At 68.3% G+C, this 19,861-nt stretch carries 16 protein-coding genes; 8 read left to right on the top strand and 8 right to left on the bottom strand.

Annotated elements, in window-relative coordinates:
• Window positions 1-29: 29 nt before the first annotated feature.
• The 6 genes from NC7_RS13685 to NC7_RS13710 form a co-directional block, all read right to left on the bottom strand.
• A complete protein-coding gene (locus NC7_RS13685) occupies window positions 30-788 on the bottom strand; it encodes an SDR family NAD(P)-dependent oxidoreductase (protein ID WP_067982959.1) in 759 nt (252 codons plus the stop codon).
• 37 nt (window positions 789-825) lie between these two features.
• Window positions 826-1,086 (bottom strand): hypothetical protein, encoded by a 261-nt coding sequence (locus NC7_RS13690; protein WP_067982961.1) that lies wholly within the window; start codon window positions 1,084-1,086, stop codon window positions 826-828.
• A gap of 18 nt (window positions 1,087-1,104) precedes the next feature.
• Window positions 1,105-3,021 carry a hydantoinase B/oxoprolinase family protein gene (locus tag NC7_RS13695; RefSeq protein ID WP_067982964.1) on the bottom strand — a complete coding sequence of 639 codons (1,917 nt, stop codon included), beginning with the start codon at window positions 3,019-3,021 and terminating at the stop codon, window positions 1,105-1,107.
• Window positions 3,022-3,030: 9 nt separating this feature from the next.
• Window positions 3,031-5,097, bottom strand: a complete 2,067-nt coding sequence (locus tag NC7_RS13700) for a hydantoinase/oxoprolinase family protein (protein WP_067982965.1) — start codon at window positions 5,095-5,097, stop codon at window positions 3,031-3,033.
• Window positions 5,098-5,228: 131 nt separating this feature from the next.
• Window positions 5,229-6,323, bottom strand: coding sequence for a LuxR C-terminal-related transcriptional regulator (locus NC7_RS13705; RefSeq protein ID WP_067982968.1), 1,095 nt, complete (start codon window positions 6,321-6,323; stop codon window positions 5,229-5,231).
• A 26-nt stretch (window positions 6,324-6,349) separates the two neighbouring features.
• On the bottom strand, window positions 6,350-7,330 hold the full coding sequence (locus tag NC7_RS13710; protein WP_236573429.1) for an AraC family transcriptional regulator: 981 nt from the start codon (window positions 7,328-7,330) through the stop codon (window positions 6,350-6,352).
• Window positions 7,331-7,520: 190 nt separating this feature from the next.
• Here NC7_RS13710 and NC7_RS13715 point away from each other — a divergent pair, with 190 nt between their 5' ends.
• Genes NC7_RS13715 through NC7_RS13735 form a run of 5 tightly spaced genes read left to right on the top strand, consistent with a single transcriptional unit; the run spans window position 7,521 to window position 14,300 of the window.
• A complete protein-coding gene (locus NC7_RS13715; RefSeq protein WP_067982972.1) occupies window positions 7,521-7,730 on the top strand; it encodes a hypothetical protein in 210 nt (69 codons plus the stop codon).
• Window positions 7,731-7,755: 25 nt separating this feature from the next.
• Entirely contained in the window at window positions 7,756-9,798 is a 2,043-nt protein-coding gene (locus NC7_RS13720) for a hydantoinase/oxoprolinase family protein (protein WP_067982974.1), read from the top strand.
• A 1-nt stretch (window position 9,799) separates the two neighbouring features.
• Window positions 9,800-11,746 (top strand): hydantoinase B/oxoprolinase family protein, encoded by a 1,947-nt coding sequence (locus tag NC7_RS13725; protein ID WP_067982977.1) that lies wholly within the window; start codon window positions 9,800-9,802, stop codon window positions 11,744-11,746.
• Between the two features lie 28 nt (window positions 11,747-11,774).
• A complete protein-coding gene (locus tag NC7_RS13730; protein WP_067982979.1) occupies window positions 11,775-12,791 on the top strand; it encodes a zinc-binding dehydrogenase in 1,017 nt (338 codons plus the stop codon).
• Window positions 12,792-12,824: 33 nt separating this feature from the next.
• Window positions 12,825-14,300: an aldehyde dehydrogenase family protein gene (locus tag NC7_RS13735; protein ID WP_067982981.1), complete on the top strand. Its 1,476-nt coding sequence runs from the start codon at window positions 12,825-12,827 to the stop codon at window positions 14,298-14,300.
• Between the two features lie 64 nt (window positions 14,301-14,364).
• Here NC7_RS13735 and NC7_RS13740 read toward each other — a convergent pair whose 3' ends face one another.
• Together NC7_RS13740 and NC7_RS13745 are read right to left on the bottom strand one after the other, a co-directional pair.
• The gene (locus NC7_RS13740; protein ID WP_067982983.1) at window positions 14,365-15,675 is read right to left on the bottom strand and encodes an MFS transporter; all 1,311 of its coding nucleotides are present in this window, start codon (window positions 15,673-15,675) and stop codon (window positions 14,365-14,367) included.
• Between the two features lie 77 nt (window positions 15,676-15,752).
• Window positions 15,753-16,451, bottom strand: coding sequence for a DUF8020 domain-containing protein (locus NC7_RS13745; protein ID WP_067982985.1), 699 nt, complete (start codon window positions 16,449-16,451; stop codon window positions 15,753-15,755).
• A gap of 420 nt (window positions 16,452-16,871) precedes the next feature.
• On the opposite strand from NC7_RS13745, the gene dctP reads away from it, so the two are divergent.
• From dctP to NC7_RS13760, 3 genes are read left to right on the top strand one after another with little or no spacing between them, the layout of a single operon-like run.
• Window positions 16,872-17,924, top strand: a complete 1,053-nt coding sequence (gene dctP / locus NC7_RS13750; protein WP_067982987.1) for a TRAP transporter substrate-binding protein DctP — start codon at window positions 16,872-16,874, stop codon at window positions 17,922-17,924.
• A complete protein-coding gene (locus NC7_RS13755) occupies window positions 17,921-18,580 on the top strand; it encodes a TRAP transporter small permease (protein WP_067982990.1) in 660 nt (219 codons plus the stop codon). The genes dctP and NC7_RS13755 overlap by 4 nt, the downstream gene beginning before the upstream one ends.
• Complete coding sequence (locus NC7_RS13760; RefSeq protein ID WP_067982991.1) at window positions 18,577-19,860, top strand: TRAP transporter large permease; 1,284 nt, start codon at window positions 18,577-18,579, stop codon at window positions 19,858-19,860. The genes NC7_RS13755 and NC7_RS13760 overlap by 4 nt, the downstream gene beginning before the upstream one ends.
• Window position 19,861 lies beyond the last annotated feature (1 nt).

Raw genomic sequence — 19,861 nt, forward strand, 5'->3', positions numbered from 1 at the left:
GGTAGAGATCAATTCGCGAAGGGGGACAGTCAGCCCGCCATATAGCCGCCGTCGACGACGAACTCGCCACCGGTGGCGTAGGCGGCACGGTCGGACAGCAGCCAGCACGCCATCTCCGCGATCTCGCGGGGCTCGGCCAGCCGGGCCGAGGGGATGCGCGCCATGATGGTGTCGCCGCTGCGGCGTTTGGCGTCCTTCATCAGGTCGGTGTCGGTGTAGCCGGGGCACACCGCGTTGATCCGGATGGTCGGCGCGTACTCGATGGCGGCGGTCTTGGTGAGCCCGATGACGCCGTGCTTGGCCGCCGAATACCCGGCGGTGGTCTTGAAGCCCGACAGCCCCGCCAGCGACGCGGTGTTCACGATCGCGCCGCCACCTTGGGCTTCCATCTGCGCCAATTCCGCACGCAGACAGAGCCATACGCCCTTGAGGTTCACCGCGATCGCGCGATCGAAGGCGTCTTCGTCCCACTCGCCGACGCGGCGGCCGCCCTGGCCGATCTGTCCGCCGCTGACCCCGGCGTTGTTGAACGCGCCGTCGAGGCGGCCGTATTCGGCGACGACCGCGTCGATCAGCGCGTTCACCTCGGCACCGTCGGTGAGGTCGGCGGGCACGGTGAGAACCTCTCCGCCCGCGGCGCGCACCTGCTCGGCGGTGGCTTCGAGGCGATCCTTCGACACATCGGTGAGCGCGAGCCGCGCGCCTTCCTCGGCCGCGAGCAGCGCGGTGGCCGTACCGATCCCGCCTGCGGCGCCGGTGATGAGAACGGCTTTTCCGTCGAGCAACATGTGAGTCCTTTCGGGGCGAAAGAGGGTGGGGGAGGGCTTATCCGACGCGGGAGGCGGGCCAGTCGTGGGCGGGTGAGCGCCACGCGGGCCAGTGGTCCTCGGGCTCGGGCCGGGTCACCGACACGTGGTGGAAGCAGCGCTGGCACTTCACGACCATGCGCGGGCCGAGGAAATTGGCGACGGGGTAACGGGCAAGCTCGGCCGCGCCGCAGGCCGGGCACGTGCCGTCGACGGGCACCCGTTCGACATACACGCGGTCGGTCTCGGGGCGGGGGAACAGGAGTCGATCGACTGACATGTCAGTGGTCCTTGTCTTTCAGAGGGTCCAGGTGAGGGGAGTGGCGACCGGCACCTGCCAGCGCCCCTCGGCACGCTCGGCCGCCAGGCGCGCACGTTGTGCGGTGGTCGCGGCTTCGTCGACTTCGCCGTCGGCGAGCACGACTCCGTAACCGGCAGCGGCGAATTCGGGGCTGACCAGCCCGGCTCGTACGTCGGCCACGACGCGATCGGCATCGCGTTCGAGCGGGTCACCCCAGCCGCCACCACCGCCGATGACGAATCGCAGGGCGTCACCGGCTTTCAGGATCAGGCCGGAGAACTTGCCCGTCTGATAGCGCGCGCCCCGGCCGAACTCACCGTGGTTGGGGTCGGGCCTGCCGTCGGCGTCGAACATGCCGAACAACGGCTCGATCCCGCGCAGATCGAGCGGATCGCCGTGCCGGGCGAGATCGAAATTCTCGATGTACCAACCGAAGGCGGGAGCGCCCGCCCCGCCGCCGTTGGACCCGGGGGCACCGACACGGATCCGGTCGGCGGTGACGGTGACCATCGTGTCGGACTCGGCGTAGATCGAATACACCGACCCGGCGCCGCCGCGGTACCGGCCCGCACCGGCGGTGTCGACGACCATCTCGTGCTGGACGACGACCAGCGGGCTCTCGATCTCGAGGTGTTCCTGAACAGAGGTGCGGCAGTTGCCGATCGGGATCACGCAGAACGAGACGCCGTCTTCCTTCCAGGTACCGCCCCAACCGCCGCCGGCGAGCGCGAACGCACCCCACGGTGTGCCCTCGTGCCCGGCGCGGGTGTCGATGCCGCCGAGGCTGACGACCACCGCGGTGCCGGTGTCGCAAGCGAAGGCCTCGTCGGTGGCCTGGCTCAGTGCCTGGGTCACCACATTGATGCCGCGCGCGCCGATATCGGCGTGGTTGGAGCAGCTCGACGGCGGCAGCACCTGCACGACGCTGCCGGACGGCAGGATGGTTTCGACCGGTCGCAGGGTGCCGCTGTTGACCGGAGTGGACGGGTCGACCATCAGCTTGACCGCCTCGATGCAGCGGGTGGCCTCACACCAGGCGGTACCGCAGTTGCCCAGCGGTTGACGCCCCGAGCCGGAGAAGTCGATCTCCATCGAATCCCCGCGGACCTTCACGGTCACGTGCACCGGGATCGCCTCGCCGCTCACACCGTCCTCGTCGAGGAAGTCCTCGGCCGTGTAGTCCCCGTCGGGGATGCTCGCGATACCGCGGCGCATGCTCGCCTCGGTGGACTCGATCGCATAGCGTCCCGCCGCCCGGATCTTGTCCAGGCCACTGCGGGCGACGAGCTCCTGCAGCTGGCGTTCGCCGACGACCAGGCACCCGTGCAGCGCGCGCAGATCGCCGAGCACCAGCTGGGGCACGCGGTTGTTCTCGAGGATGAAGTTGAAGGTCGGTCGCACCGGAACGTCGTTGGCGTACAACAGCGTCGGCGGCAGCTTGAGCTGCTCCTCGAAGTGGGTCTGGGTGCCGTTGGAGAAGCCGCCGGGGATCGCGCCGCCGAGGTCGACCAGGTGCGAGGTGGAGTGCAGCAGGAATTCCACGCGCCCGTTCACGAAGACCGGACGCAGCAGGTTCACATCCGACTGGTGGATGGTGCCGCGCCACGGATCGTTGACGAAGATGACGTCACCCGGCTGCATCGTGTCGATGTCCCAGTCGTCCATCACGAAGTTGGCGATGTGCGGTGCGGTGAAGGCGTGCTGCATGCAGCCCTCCCACAGCGCGACCGTCTCCCAGCCGTCGTCGGTGCGCATGTGGATGGCGCTGGTGCAGTCGAGGATGTCACGGCAGACCGGCGAGAAGGCGCTGCGCATCAGCGAATCCAGCATTTCGCGGGCGACTTCGACGAGGCCGTAGCGCAGGATGTCGAGCTCAACGTCGACGGCGGGGCCGGGGGTTTCGATGGTGGTCATGGTTGCTCCTCAGGCCTGCGGCTCGATGATGAGGTTGAGGTCGTCGTCCACGTGTGCGGCCCGGCCGGGCAGCACGAGGGTGGTCGCGAATTTCTCGGCGATCAGGGCGGGGCCGGGCACCGGGTGGTGCGGCGCGAGACGTTCGCGGACGTGGATCGGTACCTCGACGGGTTCGGTGGTTCCCGGCACGGTCAGCCGGGTGGTGCGCAGGAAGGACTCGCCCTGCTCGGGGGTGTGGTCGGCGGAGCCGAGTTCGCGCGGAATCACCGCGGTCACCTCGACGGTCGAGACGACCACGGGGATCTCGGGCGCCGCGAAACCGTAGGACTCCTGGTAGAACTCGTGGAATCGGGGGATCAGCTCACCGACCCGCTCGGCGGTGACAGCGCCCGCCTCGATCGGCAGCCGGTTGTCCCAGGTCTGGCCGCGGTACATCGCGAACACGGCACGCTCGAAGCGCAGACGCGAGACGTCGATGCCCTGGTCCTGTAGATCTGTGCGGATGCTGTCCTGCAAGGCCGTGAACGCGTCCTCCACCGCGTCGGCCCTATCGGCCGCGAGCGGGGTCATGATGGATTGCGCGCGGGTGACCATGAGATCGCTGCGCAGCAGACCGAGCGCGGAGAACTGTCCGGGACTACGCGGCACGATCACCTTGTCCAGCCCGAGAATCTGCCCGACCCGGTCGGCGAGCATCGGCCCCGCCGACCCGGACGGTTGCAGGGCGAACTCGCGGACGTTGAGGCCGCGGTACACCGAGATGCTGCGCACCTTCGCCGCGATGTCCTGGCAGGCGATTTCGTAAGCGGCGGAAGCGAGTTCGAGCGCCGACATGTTCCACTGCTTGCCGGTCGTGCGCAGGGCCTCGACGGCACCGTCGACATCGAGCTGGATCGCGCCGTTGGCGAACAGGTCCGGTTGCAGGATGCCGAGCGCGGCACACGCGTCGGTGAGCGTGGGTTCCACGCCGCCGCGCTGGTAGCAGACCGGGCCGGGGTTCGATCCGGCCGAGGCCGGGCCGACGGCGACAGCGCCGAGGGCACTGGGCCGGATCAGGCTGCCCGCGCCGGAACCGATGCTCTCGACGTCGACCAGCGGCATGGTCAGGGTCAAGCCGGTCTCGAGGGTCCAGGTGTCGGTGAGCGGGGTCTTGCCGCCGCGGATCGCGGCCACATCGGTGCTGGTGCCGCCGACATCGATGGTGAGCAGGTTCGGCGCGCCGCTCTCGTTGGCGAGCTTGACACTGCCGCTCACCCCGCCGACTGGCCCGGAGACGAGCTGGAACACCGGTGCGCGGCCCGCGTCGGCGAAGGTCGCCACACCGCCGTTCATCATCATGATCCACAAGGTGCCCTGGTAGTCCTGCTCGGACAGCCGGGCCATCAAGCGCTCGAGATAGCCGACGACAGCGGGGCCCACGTAGGCGTCGAGCGCCACCGTGGTGGTGCGTTCGTGCTCACGCGTCACCGGGTACAGCGCCGAAGTCTGGATATAGGCGTCGGGCAGTTCCTCGGCGACGATCTCGGCGGTGCGCTGCTCGTGAGCGGTGTTGATGTAGGAGTTCATCAGGCACACCGCCACCGAGCGGGCGCCCTGTGCGCCGAGTTCACGCGCGGCGCGGCGTACGGCGTCCTCGTCGATCGCGAGCAGTTCGGTGCCGTCGTAGCGCAGACGACCGGGGACGCCGAAGCGGGATTCGCGGCGCACGATCGGGCGTTCCTGGTGCGGGCGCAACCAGGTCGGATCGTAGAAACGATCACCGAATTCACGGTGCATGCGCCCGATGTCGAGCAGATCGCGGTGGCCACCGGTGGCGATCAGGCCGGTGGGCGCGCCCGTGCGGCTCAACAACGCGTTGATGCCGACGGTGTGCCCGTGCACGATCTCGGCGACCTCGGGCACGGCGACCTCGATCGCCGCCAGCGCCGCGAGGACGCCGACCTCCTGTTCGGGGGTGGACAGCACCTTGCCGTCGCGGACCTCACCGGTGGCTCGGTTCAACCCGATGATGTCGGTGAACGTGCCACCGACGTCGATGCCGACGATCCAGTCGGCTTCCCGTTCGCTCTGTGTCATACCGCGCCTCCGTGCCGTGTGCGGCGGCTGTGCTGCCGCTCTATGTCACACGTCACTTTTCCGCCCGGCGGGCACGGCGACATCTGGCGCGGGTAGGAGTTTCGTACGACCTTCGGCCGGTTCGCGACACATCAGGCGCGCAGCGACCCGGACGGGGCCGAGTTCCGCAACCAGATCGACACCGCTTCCGCCCGATTGGCGGCGCCGAGCTTGCGCAGTACCCGGGTGATGTGGGTCTTGACCGTGCCCTCGGAGATCGTCAGTTTGCGGGCGATGCGGGCATTGGAGTCACCCTCGGCGAGCAAGCGGACGATCTGGACCTCCCGTCGGGTGAGAACCTCGTCGTCGGCACGGCTCACCGCGATCGATCGGGTGACGGTGTGCCCTGGCGTGGACCACCGCCCCAACCCCTCGAACTGGGCGCGGATCGCCGCCATGCCCTCCAGCATCGACACGCGCGCCAGCTGCTGGCTCACCCCCTGGGCGAAGGTGGACAGCAACAGCTGGTCGACGTCATCGAGCACACGCTGCTGGTGATAGCAGTCCCCGTGCACGAGGCCGACCACCTCGCCGTCGACCAGCAACGGCGCGATCCCGTACGAGGAGGACTTGGTGATCGCCGCCAGCGGCCGGTTGACTCGCGGATTGTCTTGCACCTGGTGCACGAGTACAGCGCGTGCATCGACGACCGTGTCGTTCTCGACCAGCCCGTGGTCGAGGATCGGCGGATTCTCCCGTCCGACCGCGACGATGTCGGCCGCCCACTGCGGATCACGGACGACGTGCATCGTGTGCAACCGCCACGCGCCGTCCACCGTGGAGACCAACGCGCGGTCGAACCCCAGCCCGCAGGCCGCCTCCGGGATCCGGGTGAGCAGCGAATCCACGTTGGTCACCGCGCTCAGTTCCGACAGTGCGGCGTGCACCTTGCTCAGCCGCTGGGTCCGATTCGCAAGCCGAAGCCGCGCCTGCAGCGATTCCGCCGCCCTGATCCGGTCGAGCAGACCGATCAGTTCGGCCAGCCGTGTGGGCGAGGAGCCCGCGCCGTCGGTGGCGCGCAATGCGTGGGTGGTGACCAGGTCCCAGAGCGCGCCGAGACTCTCTCCACCGGGGTCGCGCTGGTGCTCTACCGGATCCCGATCGAGCACGGCATCGGCGTGCTCGGCGATCTCGGCGATGGTGGCGTTCAGCTCGGCGACACTGCACTGATTCGACGCGCGGCCCATGTTCGGCTCCTGTACTCCGCCCGCACTCAATCGCGGCCGGTCCGGCTCGCGGTTTCCGACGGCAGCTCGCCGAACCGTTCGCGGTACTGCTGGGCGAAGCGGCCCAGATGGAAGAAGCCCCACCGCATCGCCGCGTCGCTCACCGAAGCGGCTCGGCCGGAGGACAATTCGTCGCGCACCCGGTCCAGCCGCACCGAGCGGACGTAGGCGCTCGGCGACATGCCGACCGCGTCGCGGAACGCCAATTGCAATGCCCGGGCGGTGACCCCGGCGCGGGCGGCGAGCTCGGCGGTCGAGATGTCGGCGTCGGGGTGCGCGTGGATGTAGGCCACGGCCTCGCGTACCCGCGTGTGGCCGATGCTCGGCGCGGAACCGGTGAGGATCGGGGTCAGCTGACTCGGTGCGGTGAGCAGAATCTGCGTCATCAGCGTCGACTCGAGTTCACGGCAGGCCAACGGCATCGTCGACACCCCGCCTTCGCGGGCCAATTCGGCGTAGACGAACCGGGTCGAGGCCAACAGGGCGCGGCCCGCGGGGGTGTCGATGGGGAAGGTGAGGTCGAACAGGACCGGCTCGGTGTCCCGGCGACCGAGCAGCCGAGCCGCGTGGCGTTCGAACGGCACGCGGCGCAGATTGATGTGATAGTGCTCGGCGTCGGCGCTCCAGCGAATGGACACCGGGGCGTCGTGCACGAAGGCCACGCCGGCCTCGCCCGCGCCGAACGATCGGCGGGTGCCGTGTTGGGCCACGGTGCTCTGCCCGGCCACGGACAGATTCAGGTGATAGCACGTCTGCATCGGGGGTCCGTCGATGCGGGCATCGGTGCCGTAGGCCATCCGGCCGACCGTCAGGCTCTCGGACCGGACCGTTTCCAGGGCGAAGTCGATCCCGTGCCGCTCGTCGAGAACGAGTTCGTGGTGGGCGAAGGCGGCGGCCACGTGATCGTGCGCGGCGGCCGGATCCTCCGTGCGAAAGGCGCTCACGCACGCCGCGGGTGCTGACGACAACGGCAGACCCTCCTTTCAGGCGTGAGGGGTATCACATAATCAATATAATATACTTTCTGCAATTCCAGTCATGCTTCGCTCGACGGACAGCGCACCTTCGCCGAGCGGATTGTGACCCAGGTCTCCCGATCCTACCGTCGTCCTCACGGCATCCCGGCCGCACATTCACCGCCGTAGGAGGACCCCAGCCATGGCTGACGCACCCACACCACTCGAGGTGGATCGCGAACCCCGCGACGGCACCTGCCCACGATGTGGCGCCGCCGAACTTCGCGCGTACCCCGTCGTCGCCGAACAGGGCTGGGTGCAGGTGGTCAAGTGCCAGCACTGCCTGCACTCCGTGTCACGGGAGCCCTGGCACCGCCTCGGCCCCATCCAGCTGCTCGCAGACCTCGTCTGAGCACCGAATCACCCCAGGAGACACCATGATCGCAGTCGATGTGGGCGGCACGTTCACCGACGTCGTCGCCTGGCGCGACGGGCGGATTCACACCGCCAAGATTTCCACCGACTACGCCGAGGTCGCCGGGCCCGTTCTGCGCGGCGCGGAGGTGCTCGGCGTCGCCGACGCCGCGGTGTTCAACCACGCCAGCACGCACGGGCTCAATGCCGTGATCACCCGCCGGCTGCCCAAGATCGGCTTCCTGACCACCGAGGGCCACCGCGACATCCTCGACATGGGCCGGGTCTGGCGCCCGGCCGAAGCCATCCTCGACCCGCACTGGCGGCGCAGTTTCGGCGACGCCTCGCGGCCACTGGTGCAGCGCTACCTGCGGCGCGGCATCCACGAGCGCATCACCGCCGACGGCGGCGTGCTGTTCGCCCTCGACGAGGACCAGGCCAGGACCGAACTCGAGGTGCTGCGCCGCTGCGACGTCGCGGGCGTCGCGATCTGCCTGATCAACGCCTACGTCGATCCGGTGCACGAACTGCGGCTGCGTGAGCTGGTGCGTGAGGTGCTCGGCGACGTGCCGTGCTCGATCTCGAGCGAGGTGTCGCCGCTGGCCAAGGAATACGCCCGCGCCTCCACCACCGTCATCGACACGCTGATGAAGATCATCTACTCCGACTACACCGCGGGCCTGGAGAAGGGCCTGAGCGAGCTCGGATTCGCGGGCCAGCTCAACTTCGCCGACTGCGCGGCGACCCTCGTGCCCTCGGCGCAGGCGATGGAGCAGCCGTTCCGCATCGTCTTCTCCGGCCCTGCCGCCGGAACCGTCGCGTGCGCGCACTTCGGCGCCCTCATCGCGGAGAACGACCTGCTGTGCGCCGACGTGGGCGGCACCTCGTGCGACATCAGCGTGGTCAGCGGCGGCGAACCGTTCGTCGACACCACCTTCGAACTCGAACACGACCTCGTGGTCAATGCGCTGGCCAACCACATCTCCAGTATCGGCGCGGGCGGCGGCAGCATCGTGTCGATCGGCTCCGCGGGCGAGATCCAGGTCGGCCCCGACAGCGCGCGGGCACAGCCCGGACCGGCTTGTTACGGCCGTGGCGGCACCCAGCCGACCACGACCGACACCTGCCTGCTGATCGGGATCCTCGACGCGGACGACTTCGCGGGCGGCGAACTGCAGCTCGACGCCGAGGCGTCGCGACGGGCGTTCGAGTCACTCGACACCGAGCTGGACCTGGCGCACCGGGTTCGCTACGCCTACGAGATGGCGGTCGACAACATGGCCGAGGGCGTGTTCAACGTCGCCATCAAGAACGGTGTCGATCCCCGCGACTACAGCCTGGTTGCCTTCGGCGCCGCGGGCCCGATGCTGTTGCCCGCGGTGCTCGACACCGTGCAGTGCAAGCAGGTGATCGTGCCGCCGAATCCCGGCCTGTTCTCCGCGGTCGGGTTGCTCTCCACCGACCAGGTTTTCACGGTCGACCGCAGCGCCTACCTCATGCTCACCGGCGGCGCCGCTCCCGCGATCGACACGTTGTTCACCGAGATGGAGGATCAGCTGCGGGCGCGCACCGGTGGCGGCTCGGTGCGAATCCTGCGCAGCATGGACGCGCACCTGGCCGGACAGAGCTGGGAGACCCCGTTCGTGCCCGTGCCGAGCGGCACCATCGACGAGGCCGCCGTCGCCACCATGGTGTCGGCTTTCCACGACACCTACGAGGCCCGCTCGGGCAACCGCTTCGAGATCATGCCCGTCGAAGGCGTGACCTTCCGGGTGCGCGCGATCCTCGACACCCCCAAGGTCGAATACGCCGAGCTCCCGGCCCGTTCCGCGGGCGACGGCCCACTCACCCCTCGCCGCACCGTCACGCTGCGGTACCTGGGCGACCTCGACTCGGACGGTATCGGCGCCCAGCAGGCCCACGTCTACGACCGCACGAGCCTGCGCGCGGGCGATGTGCTCGACGGCCCCGCCGTGGTCGAGGAAGAACTGTCAACCACTCATATCGGCGCCGGCCAGCAGGCCACCGTCGGCGTGTACGGCGAAATCGTGATCCGGAGGAAGTGACATGTCCAGTCCGACCATCCCCACCGCCTCCCGGCTGCGCGATCTCACCGACGCCCAGTTCCGCGAGCGCTACTGTGCCGACAGATTCAGCGCCACCGTGATCACCAACCGGCTGCGCTACGCGGTCGAGCACATGTCCACCGGGTTCATGCGCGAGGCGTTCTCGCCGATAATCCGCGACTGGTACGACTTCGCCTGCACCATCAGCGGTCCCGCGAACAAGGGCTATCCGATGGCCGTGGTCAGCAACAGTCTGGTGGTGTTCCTCGGCACCATGGGTGACGCGGTCCGCAACGCCGTGGAGGAGTACGGGCCCGAGAACCTGCGTCCCGGCGACGTGTTGATCTGCAACGACCCGTACCGTGGGGGCAGGCACGTGAACGACGTGGCCTTCACCCGCCCGGTGTTCGTCGACGGGGAGATCGTCTCCTTCGTCACCATGTGCGCGCACCAACTCGACATGGGTGGCACGGTGCCCGGCGGCTTCTCCGCGACCAAGAGCAACGTCTACGAGAACGGCCTCGTCATTCCGCCGATGCTGCTGTGGTCGCAGGACCAACCGGTGCGCTCCACGTTCAGCCTGATCTTCGACAACACCCGTTGGGGCGGCATGCTGCTGCCCGACTTCAAGAGCATCTTCCAGCAGCTGAAGCTGGGGGAGCGCCTGATCCTGGAGAACATCGAAAGGTACGGACTCGAGGCCTATCTCGGCACGCTCGACTACTCCTGCGACACCTCCGCCGAGCGCATGCGCGACGCGATCGCGCTGGTACCCGACGGCGACTACGCGGGCTCGGCGCTGATCGACGCCGACGGCCTCGACGACACCGTCGACTACACCGTGCGGGTCCTCGTGCGCAAGCGCGGCGAGGACATGGAGATCGACCTGTCCGGCACCTCGCCCCAGGCCAGGACCTGCATCAACTGCGGCGTACTCGACGCCAAAACCGCTGTGGGCGTCGCCCTCACGATGCTGCTCGACCCGACGGTGCCGTTCACCTCCGGCACCTGGCGCAATGTCGACCTCGCGGTCCCACCGGGCACCATCGTCTCCTCGCTGCCACCCGACGGCGGCATCATGATGTTCTGGGAGGCCTCCGGCGCCGTCGGGTCCGCGATCTTCGACGCCCTCAACCCCGTCCTCGGCAAGCACGGCGTCGGTGGTGACTACGGCTCGACCAACACCCACAACGCCTCCGGCCTGCGGGCCGACGGCACCCCGTGGACCTCGGCCACCCAGTGCGGCGGCGAACACGGACCGTGGGGCGCGACCCATGTCGGCGACGGCGACAGCTACACCGTCCTGTTCACGCTCAACAACCTCGACCCCGCGACCGAGACGATCGAACGCGAGTCGCCGGTGGTGCTGTTGCGCAAGGAACACGCCATCGACACCGGCGGCGCGGGCACCTTTCGCGGCGGCGCGGCCAATCTCAAGGACGCGCTGTGGCTCACCGCCGGCGCGCACCACCTGTCACCGTTCCGCACGAAACAGCCCTCGGGCGTCGGCGCCAACGGCGGACAGGCCGGGCCCACCGGAGCGATGTGGCTGTTCCCGCCGCGTGCGGACGGCGCGGCCCCCGGCCTGCTCGGCACCGACGCGCAGGTCTACGCCGACAGTGTGCCGGTCGCCGGAGTCCTCGACCCGGAAACCAAGGCGCTGGACCCGGTGGACGGCCGCTACCACTACTTCGCCGCCGAGCAGGTGTGGTCGACGGGACCGAACACGATCCTGCGCTGCCTCACCAACGGTGGTGGCGGATGGGGCGACCCGCTGCACCGTGATCCCGAACGGGTGCTCGCCGACGTCCGCAACGAGTACGTGAGCGTCGCGGGCGCCGCACGCGACTACGGGGTCGTCGTCGAGGGCGACCCCCATCTCGACCCCGAGGGCCTGCGCATCGATCACGAGGCGACAGCGGCGCTGCGCGCCCGTCGCTGCGCCTGATTTGCTCGCACGAGACAGGAGAAAACTGATGAAGGGGATCTTGTTCCCGGGAGACGGCACCACGGTGCTGACGGACTTCCCCCAACCCGAACCGGGCTACGGCGAAGTCGTGGTGAAGATCCGCGCCTCGGGAATGTGCGGCTCCGACCTGCACTTCTACCACGGCGCTTTCGATTTCGACCACGGTGTGATCCAGGGTCACGAACCGTGCGGTGAGGTGTACGCGGTCGGCGACGGTGTCGACCCGGCGCGCTTCGCCGTCGGTGACCGGGTGATGATCCACCACTATTTCGGCTGCAACACCTGTCGCCGTTGTCGTGCGGGCTGGCCGCAGATGTGTGAGACCGCGCCGGGCAAGACCATGGCGGTGCACGTCAACGGCGGCCACACCCCCTTCGCCCTGGTGCCGACCGCGGCGCTGCTGCCGATGCCGGAAGGACTGTCGTTCAAGGCAGGCGCGGCCATCGGGTGCGGCACCGGGACGGCATGGGGTGCGATCAAGCGTGCCGGTGGCGTCGCAGACACGACCACGGTGGTCTTCGGGCAAGGGCCGGTCGGCCTTTCGGCGACGATGTTCGCCGCGTCGATGGGCGCCCGCGTGATCGCTGTCGACGTCGACGACCGCAGACTCGCCGAGAGCGAACGGTTCGGTGCCGACATCGTCGTCAACTCCCGCGAGCAGTCCGTGGCCGAGGTCGTCGCCGAACACACCGGCGGCCGCAAGGCCGACGTCGTGCTGGAGACCTCCGGCCGGGCCGGTGAGGACGCCCTGGCCGTGCTCGGCACCTTCGGCCGAGCCGTGTTCATCGGCTTGCCCGGACACGTCGAGTTCACGACCCAGTCCGTCTACAAGAACCAGTGGACGCTGATGACGTCCTGGACCATGTCGACGATCGAACAGGCACGCTGCGCCGATTACGTCGTGGCGCACGATCTTCCGGTCGACGACCTGTATTCGCACACTTGGACCCTCGAGCAGGCCGAAGCGGCCTACCGATGGTTCGACAAGCAGGACGCGGGCAAGGGCGTCTTCCTTTTCGACTGACCCCCACGTCCTTTCGTTGATTCGGAGAGATCTATGACCACCACCCACCCGGTGCCCGCGTTCGTCGGCACGGCCAAGCACAACCTGATCGGCGGACGCTGGGTGCCCGCCGCCTCGGGCGAGACCATCGACGTCGTCAACCCCGCCACCGGTGCCACCATGGGCACGATCGCCGCGAGCGGCGCCGCCGATGTGGAGGCCGCCGTCGCGGCCGCCCGCACCGCCTTCGAAGGCGAATGGAGCCGGTGGACCCCGCACCAGCGTCGCTCGCTGATCCTGCGTGTCCACGACCTGGTCCTCGAGAACTTCGAGGAACTCGCCACCATCGAGACCCTGGACATGGGCGCCCCGCTGACCCGCACCCGCGGCCTGCGTGAGTGGACCTCGCAGGTACTGCAGTTCTTCGCCTCCCAGGTCGACGCGGGCACCGCGAGCACGCCGCCGAACTCGCTGCCCGGTGACTTCCTGACGCTGCGCTACCGCGAACCGGTCGGCGTCGTCGGCGGGATCATCCCGTGGAACGGCCCGCTCATCGGCCTCTGGTGGATCTTCGGCCCGGCCCTGGCGACCGGCTGCACCGCCGTGCTCAAGCCTGCCGAGGACGCGTCGCTGTCGGTGCTGCGGGTCGCCGAATTGCTCACCGAGGCAGGCGTTCCCGACGGTGTCGTCAACGTGGTCACCGGTTACGGCAAGGACGCGGGCGCGGCGTTGGCCGAGCACCCCGGTGTGGACCGCATCGCGTTCACCGGTTCGGTCGGTACCGCCCAGACCATCGTGCGCGCTTCGGCCGGGAACATGAAGCGGCTGCAGCTCGAGCTCGGTGGCAAGTCGCCCGACATCGTCTTCGCCGATGCCGATCTGGATCTGGCGGTGCCGGGCGCGGCGATGGGCGTGTACACCAACAGCGGCCAGGTCTGCGTGGCCGGCACCCGCATCTTCGTCCAGCGCTCGATCCACGACGAATTCGTCTCGCGCATGGCCGAATTCACCCAGACGATCCGGGTGGGTGACGGCCTCGATCCGAACAGCCAACTGGGCCCGCTGATCTCACAGCGCCAACTCGACCGGGTGCTGAACTACATCGACATCGGTTCCGGCGAAGCCGAACTGGTCAGCGGCGGTAAGCGGCTCGACGGCGACCGCGCGTCGGGCTTCTTCGTCGAACCCACGGTGTTCGCCTCGGCCACCAACGAGATGACCATCGCGCAGGAGGAGATCTTCGGCCCGGTGGCGACGGTGATCCCGTTCGACGACATCGACGAGGCGCTGCGCCTGGCCAACGCCACCCCGTACGGGCTGGCCGGAGGGGTCTGGACCAGGGATCTCAGCACCGCGCACAAGGTGTCGCGCGGCATCAACGCGGGCACCGTCTGGGTGAACTGCTACGGGATCCTCGACCCGTCGGTCGGCTTCGGCGGAACGAAGATGAGCGGCTACGGCTGGAAGGGCGGCCGCGAACACGTGGAGAGCTACCTCTACCCGAAGGCCGTCTACATGAACCTGGGCTGAGCCGCCCAGCGAGAACGGCCGGGAGACGATGACGTCTCCCGGCCGTTCGCCTGTTCGTGGAGGATCAGCGTGCCACGCGCAGCCGTTCCCGATCGCGGAGCGGGTCGGCGAGGAACAACGCCGCCACGGCGGCGATCGCGCCCACCACGCCGAGGCACTGGAAGGCGGCCGTATAGCCGTCGACCTTGCTCGCCGAAGCATCGACCACGATCCCCATCGACCACGGACCGATGATGCCGCCGATCGCCTGCAGTGCGAAGAACGCGCCGATCACCCCGGCGGTCTGACGCGGCGGGCAGGTCGCGATCACCGCGGCATTGAGCAGCGGGAAGATCGCCACCACCAGGCCGTAGGCCAGCGACACCGCGATCACCGCCAGCAGCGGCGACCCGAGCACGGGCAGGCTGAGAAGCAGCACGCCGGCGATCATGACACCGACACACGGCACGACCACCCGCACCAGCCGGGTCGACAGGCCACGACTCACGCCGCGGTCGCTGAGCCACGAGCCACCGACGAGCGTGGCGATCCCGACGAAACTCGGCGCGGCGAACAGCGTGCCCGACTCCAGTCGCGAGTAACCGAGGCCCTGTTCGAAATACGAAGGCAGCCAAGTCAATACGACCGACATCAGCGCGTACGCGGTGATCGCGACGACGACCGCGGACACGAAGGTCTTCGACGTCAGCAGCCGCCGCCACGGCACGGCGGGTTCGGTGGTGGAATCGTCGGGCACGGCATGCTTGCCACCCACTTGATAGGGGCCCGGTCGCCACGTCAGTAGCCACGGGACGCACCACAGGGCGGTCGCGGCCGCGAGCACGGTGATCGCCGCGCGCCAGCCGTATTCCGCGACGACCAGCGCCAGCAGGGGCACGACGGCCATCTTGGCCAGCATGCTGCCCGTGAGAATGAGTCCACTGGGTAGTCCGCGCTTGTTCGGCGGATGCCACGAATACGCCGCGGTGTGCAGGAGAGCCGAGGTCGGCCCTTCCGTGAAGCCGAGCAGCATCCGGCTCAGCAGCAGCACGGCGAAGGTCGCCCACACCACCAGCGGCAGCATGACCAGACCCCACAGCACCGCGATGAGCGCGATCGACCAGCGCAGCGCCAGGAGCTTGTTGATCGGTCCCGCGAGGAACCCGCCGACGGTGAAAGCGAGGAAGAACAGACTGCCCGTGAACCCGATCTGCGAGGCGCTCAGATCCAGATCCTCGCGCAGCGGCTGAGCGATGAGCCCGAACACCGCCTTGTCGGAGGCGTTGAGGAGGTAGAGCACCACCAGCATTCCGGTCAGACCCCACCCGGTCATCCCGGGGCCCGGGGTCGGTGGTGGCGTGGCGGGCGAGGTTTGCTCTTGCGCGAGTTGTGTCACGTGCGTGTCCTTCGGTGGCTCGGGGTCGCTTCGCTCGGCACGAGGTGGGCGACCCCGAGGAGCCGCCCACCGGCCGTCTATTTCTGGCTGGGGAACGGGGCGTTGACCGTGTCCTGGTACTGGATGACGGCCGCGATCGCCACCGGAGCGCCGACCAGGATCGCGCCGGTCAGCACACCGATCGGGGCCAGGGCGGCGGCGCCGATGAGGCAACCGGCCAGCGGGCCCGCACCGAAGAGCAATGCCAGGGGCCCGGTGGCGACACCGGCTGTCACGCCGCCGAGCAGGCAGCCGATCGTGCCCGCGCCGACCGCTCCGACCATGGCGCCGACGGCCGCACCCATCGAGATGGTCGAGGTCATCCGCGACCAGGCGGCCTGCTCACGGTCGTACGGAGATTTCCACGGTGCCTGTTCCTGGTGGGGGAGCGCGACGGGTCGGTAGTGGGCGCGGGCGGGATCGAGCACCGGTGTCAGGCGCGCGGTGTCGCCGGTGATGGCCACGTCGATCGGAAACGCGATGTCGTCGACGTTGAACTCGAGCGGCACGCCGGCCAGGATCTCGCCGCGGTCGGACCGGATCTGGAACTGACCGTTGTCCACGATGAGCGCGCCGTGCTCGATCTCGATGACGGCCGCGGTTCCGTCCTTGTACGCGGTGTAGTTCACGCCGGGGACGATGTCGACGCTGAGGGGGTCGGCGGCAGCGACGGTCGAGGTCAGGACCAGGGCGCTGAGCGTGGCGGCACAGACGCCGGCCAGACGAGTGGGTTTCATAGTGCTCCTCGAAAAAAGGGGGGGTTGGAGTTCTGACGCGCCGGCCACCGATGTCGGGTAACGGGAGGCTTGCTGGTGGGCAGAAACTGCCGCCGGACAGCGCGAGATCTGCATCGGACCGCAAGCGGATCGGAGCAGCACGCATAATATATTCGCTGCGCAAGATTTCAGATCGGGTTTTCCGAGAACTTCGGCCGAATGCGGACTTCGGCGCCAGTTCGGTCGAATCACCAGTGACGCGTCACACCTATTGATACGATGCTTTATATATTATGTGGAACTGTGGCGTCGGCCACCCCTGATGAAGACGGAGAGCAGCGTGGGTTTCAACCATCGAGCCACCCCACCCGAGAGGGATCCGGTGGCGCCGACTACCTCGCTTCGACGGCTGCCCGGAGCTTGCTCGGGTGGTGGCAAGCCATGACGCGCCGTCCGAAAGCGGCATTGGCAGCGCTGGCCGCGATTCTGGTCGCCACCGTGGGCTGCGGCTCGGCGGAACACGGCTCCGACGGTGGCATCACGCTGGTGGTGGCCGACGGATTCTCCGGCGGGCATCCGGTCAGCAAGGGTGGCTCCGCCCCGTTTTTTGCTTATCTGCGTGAGCACGGCCCCGAGGTCGGCTTGCACCTGGACCACTACGGTGCCGGACAACTGGGCAAGACCCAGGAAATGCTCACCCTCGTCCGAACCCGCGCCGTCGACATGGGATTCGTCCTGCCTGCCTACCTGGCCGACGAGTTGCCACTGACCGGCGTGGGCGATCTTCCGGGGCTGACAGACGATCCGTGCACGACGGTTCAGGTGCTCGATCCCCTGGTGAAACCCGGCGGGATCATCTACGACAAGGAGATCGAGCAACGCGGCGTCGTGCCACTGTGGGGCGCTGCCGTTTCCGGGATCGAGGTCTTCACCGCCGACCGTCGCGCCACCCGACCCGAGGACCTCGCGGGCCTGCTGGTGCGTTCGCCCGGTGGCGTGGGCGACCGGGTCGCGAAAGGCCTTGGCGTGGCCCCGGTCTCGTTGCCGGTAGGCGACATGTACGAGGCGCTCTCACGCGGAACGATCGATGGTGCGCTGCTGCCGCGCTACGCCGTGCTCTCCTACAGCTTCCAGGAGGTACTGCGGTACGGCACGCTGCGGGCGAATCTGGGCTCGAGCAGCATCTGGTTCACCATGAACGCCGATGCCTGGGCCGAGCTCGACGACGCGCAACGACGGGTGGTGCAGGAGGCCGCCGAAGTGGCGCGCGCGGGAGCCTGCGCGTCGATCGCCGCGGCCGACGCGAAGGCCGTCGACGCGATGCGGGCGGCCGGAATCCAATTCGACGAGGTCAGCCCACAGACCCGCCCGCAGTGGGACGCCGCGCTCGCGAGCGTGCGCGCCGAATGGGTTCGCGACCTGGAATCAGCGGGCCTGGACGCCCGCGAGGTTCTCGACGCGATCGAAGCCCGGGTCGGGGGAGCGGCGAAATGAGTATCGTTCACCCCTTCCGCCACGGCACCGCCCAGCGCACCATGTTCGGTTATCGCACCGAGCAACACCCCGGACTGGATCGCGTCCAGAACGGCATCTCGGCGGTCTGTGGTGTCATCGCGGGAATCGCGATCGTCGCGATCGTCGCGCTGACGCTGGTCGACGTGGTCCTGCGTACCTTCTTCTCCGTCACTCTGGGCTGGGCGGTCGCTTTCATCGAGATGTACCTGCTCACCATCGTCGCTTTCTTCGGGCTGGTGACCGCCTACCGCAGCGGCGCCCACGTCGCCGTCACCAGCCTCTTCCACCGCCTGGGCGTGCGGATGCGGAAAGTCCTGCTGATACTGGCCTACCTCGTGCTGCTCATCGGCATGGGCGCACTGCTCATCGCCGGTATCGAAGGACTGGTGTTCGCGATCGCCATCGACGAAGGACCGATCCGCGGTTCTTCGGAACTGCTCATACCCGGGTGGTTCATGCGCGCGATCCTGCCCGTCTCGATGGTCCTCGGCATGATCGTGGTGCTCATCGATCTCATCCGCGAGCTGATCGCGCCCTGGACAGTCCTCGCCACCGACTACGACCCAGGCGACACACCTGAAACCGAAGTGGCTACAAGCCATTCCGGAACCGACATCGCGGGAGGTGCGCGATGATCGCGCTTGTCATGGCAGTGCTGCTGATCGCCCTGATCGCAGTCCGGGTGCCGGTGTCGTTCGCGATTCTCGGTGCGGGTTTGGTGGGCTTGGCGCTGCAACTGTCGGTCGGGGCCGGACTCGGTGTCCTCGAGGCGATACCGGTGGGGTCGGTGCAGTCGCTGTCCCTGTCGGCGATTCCGCTGTTCATCCTGATGGCACATCTGATGCTGATGTCGGGAATGATGGACTCGCTGTTCAACGCCGGCCGCACGATGTTCGGCCGCATCCCCGGCGGCACCGGGATCGCTTCCACCGCAGCGGGAGTCGGTTTCGCGGCCATCTCCGGTTCGTCGACCGCCGCCGCGGCGACACTCGCCGAGACGACCAGCAAACGCATGATCGACGAGGGCTACCGCCCGACCACCGCCACCGGCATCGTGGCCTCGGTCGGCACGCTCGGCGGAATGATCCCACCCAGCGTCATCCTCGTGTTCTACGCCGTCACCGCGGAAACCAGTGTGGGGGACATGATCGTCGCCGGACTGGTTCCGGGGCTGATCATCGCCGCGGCGCTGCTGGCGGCCATGCTGCTGCCCGCCCTGCGCGACCCGTCCAGGATGCCGCGCGGCGAACGGTCCTCCTGGCTGACCAAGATCAAGGCGGTCCTGGAGGCCCTGCCGATCGCGGTCGTGTTCCTGGCGGTGGTCGGGCTGATCTACTTCGGCATCGTCACGCCCACCGAGTCCGCTGCCATCGGTTGCCTGGTCGCCGCGCTGCTCGTCGCGGTACGCGGCCGTATGACCATCACCGGTCTCGTCGACGCGGTGGTCGATTCGGTCAAGTCCAGCGCGATGATCTTCGCCATCGTGATCGCGGCGCACGTGTTCGGTTACGCCTTCGCGCAGACCAAGGTCGCGGCCTCGATGGTCACCTGGATCGAGGGCCTACCGGTTCCACCGATCGCGATCATGCTCGCGTTGCTGGTCATGTATATCGTGCTCGGCTTCTTCATGGACCAGGTCGCCATCATCGCCCTCACCGTGCCCATCGTCCTTCCGCTGGTGGAGACGATCGGCTACGACGTGATCTGGTTCGGCGTGTTCGTCGTCCTCATGGGCGAGATCGGCCTGATCTCCCCACCACTCGGACTGAACGTCTTCGTCGTCGCACGGGCGACCGGCCGCGACACCGTCGAAGTGTTCCGGGGTGCCGCCCCCTACGCGCTCGCCATGGTGATCGTCGCCATCGGCTTCATCCTGTGGCCCGATGTCGTGACCTGGCTGCCGGATTCGCGATAGC

The organism is Nocardia caishijiensis NBRC 108228 (assembly GCF_001612825.1).
In the GTDB taxonomy this organism is placed as follows: Bacteria; Actinomycetota; Actinomycetes; order Mycobacteriales; family Mycobacteriaceae; genus Nocardia; species Nocardia caishijiensis.

Bases quoted from the DNA above. Each gene is read 5' to 3' on its own strand.
- NC7_RS13685 (WP_067982959.1), bottom strand. From the start codon at position 788: ATGTTGCTCGACGGAAAAGCCGTTCTCATCACCGGCGCCGCAGGCGGG.
- NC7_RS13690 (WP_067982961.1), bottom strand. From the start codon at position 1,086: ATGTCAGTCGATCGACTCCTGTTCCCCCGCCCCGAGACCGACCGCGTG.
- NC7_RS13695 (WP_067982964.1), bottom strand. From the start codon at position 3,021: ATGACCACCATCGAAACCCCCGGCCCCGCCGTCGACGTTGAGCTCGAC.
- NC7_RS13700 (WP_067982965.1), bottom strand. From the start codon at position 5,097: ATGACACAGAGCGAACGGGAAGCCGACTGGATCGTCGGCATCGACGTC.
- NC7_RS13705 (WP_067982968.1), bottom strand. From the start codon at position 6,323: ATGGGCCGCGCGTCGAATCAGTGCAGTGTCGCCGAGCTGAACGCCACC.
- NC7_RS13715 (WP_067982972.1), top strand. From the start codon at position 7,521: ATGGCTGACGCACCCACACCACTCGAGGTGGATCGCGAACCCCGCGAC.
- NC7_RS13720 (WP_067982974.1), top strand. From the start codon at position 7,756: ATGATCGCAGTCGATGTGGGCGGCACGTTCACCGACGTCGTCGCCTGG.
- NC7_RS13725 (WP_067982977.1), top strand. From the start codon at position 9,800: ATGTCCAGTCCGACCATCCCCACCGCCTCCCGGCTGCGCGATCTCACC.
- NC7_RS13730 (WP_067982979.1), top strand. From the start codon at position 11,775: ATGAAGGGGATCTTGTTCCCGGGAGACGGCACCACGGTGCTGACGGAC.
- NC7_RS13735 (WP_067982981.1), top strand. From the start codon at position 12,825: ATGACCACCACCCACCCGGTGCCCGCGTTCGTCGGCACGGCCAAGCAC.
- NC7_RS13745 (WP_067982985.1), bottom strand. From the start codon at position 16,451: ATGAAACCCACTCGTCTGGCCGGCGTCTGTGCCGCCACGCTCAGCGCC.
- dctP (WP_067982987.1), top strand. From the start codon at position 16,872: ATGACGCGCCGTCCGAAAGCGGCATTGGCAGCGCTGGCCGCGATTCTG.
- NC7_RS13755 (WP_067982990.1), top strand. From the start codon at position 17,921: ATGAGTATCGTTCACCCCTTCCGCCACGGCACCGCCCAGCGCACCATG.
- NC7_RS13760 (WP_067982991.1), top strand. From the start codon at position 18,577: ATGATCGCGCTTGTCATGGCAGTGCTGCTGATCGCCCTGATCGCAGTC.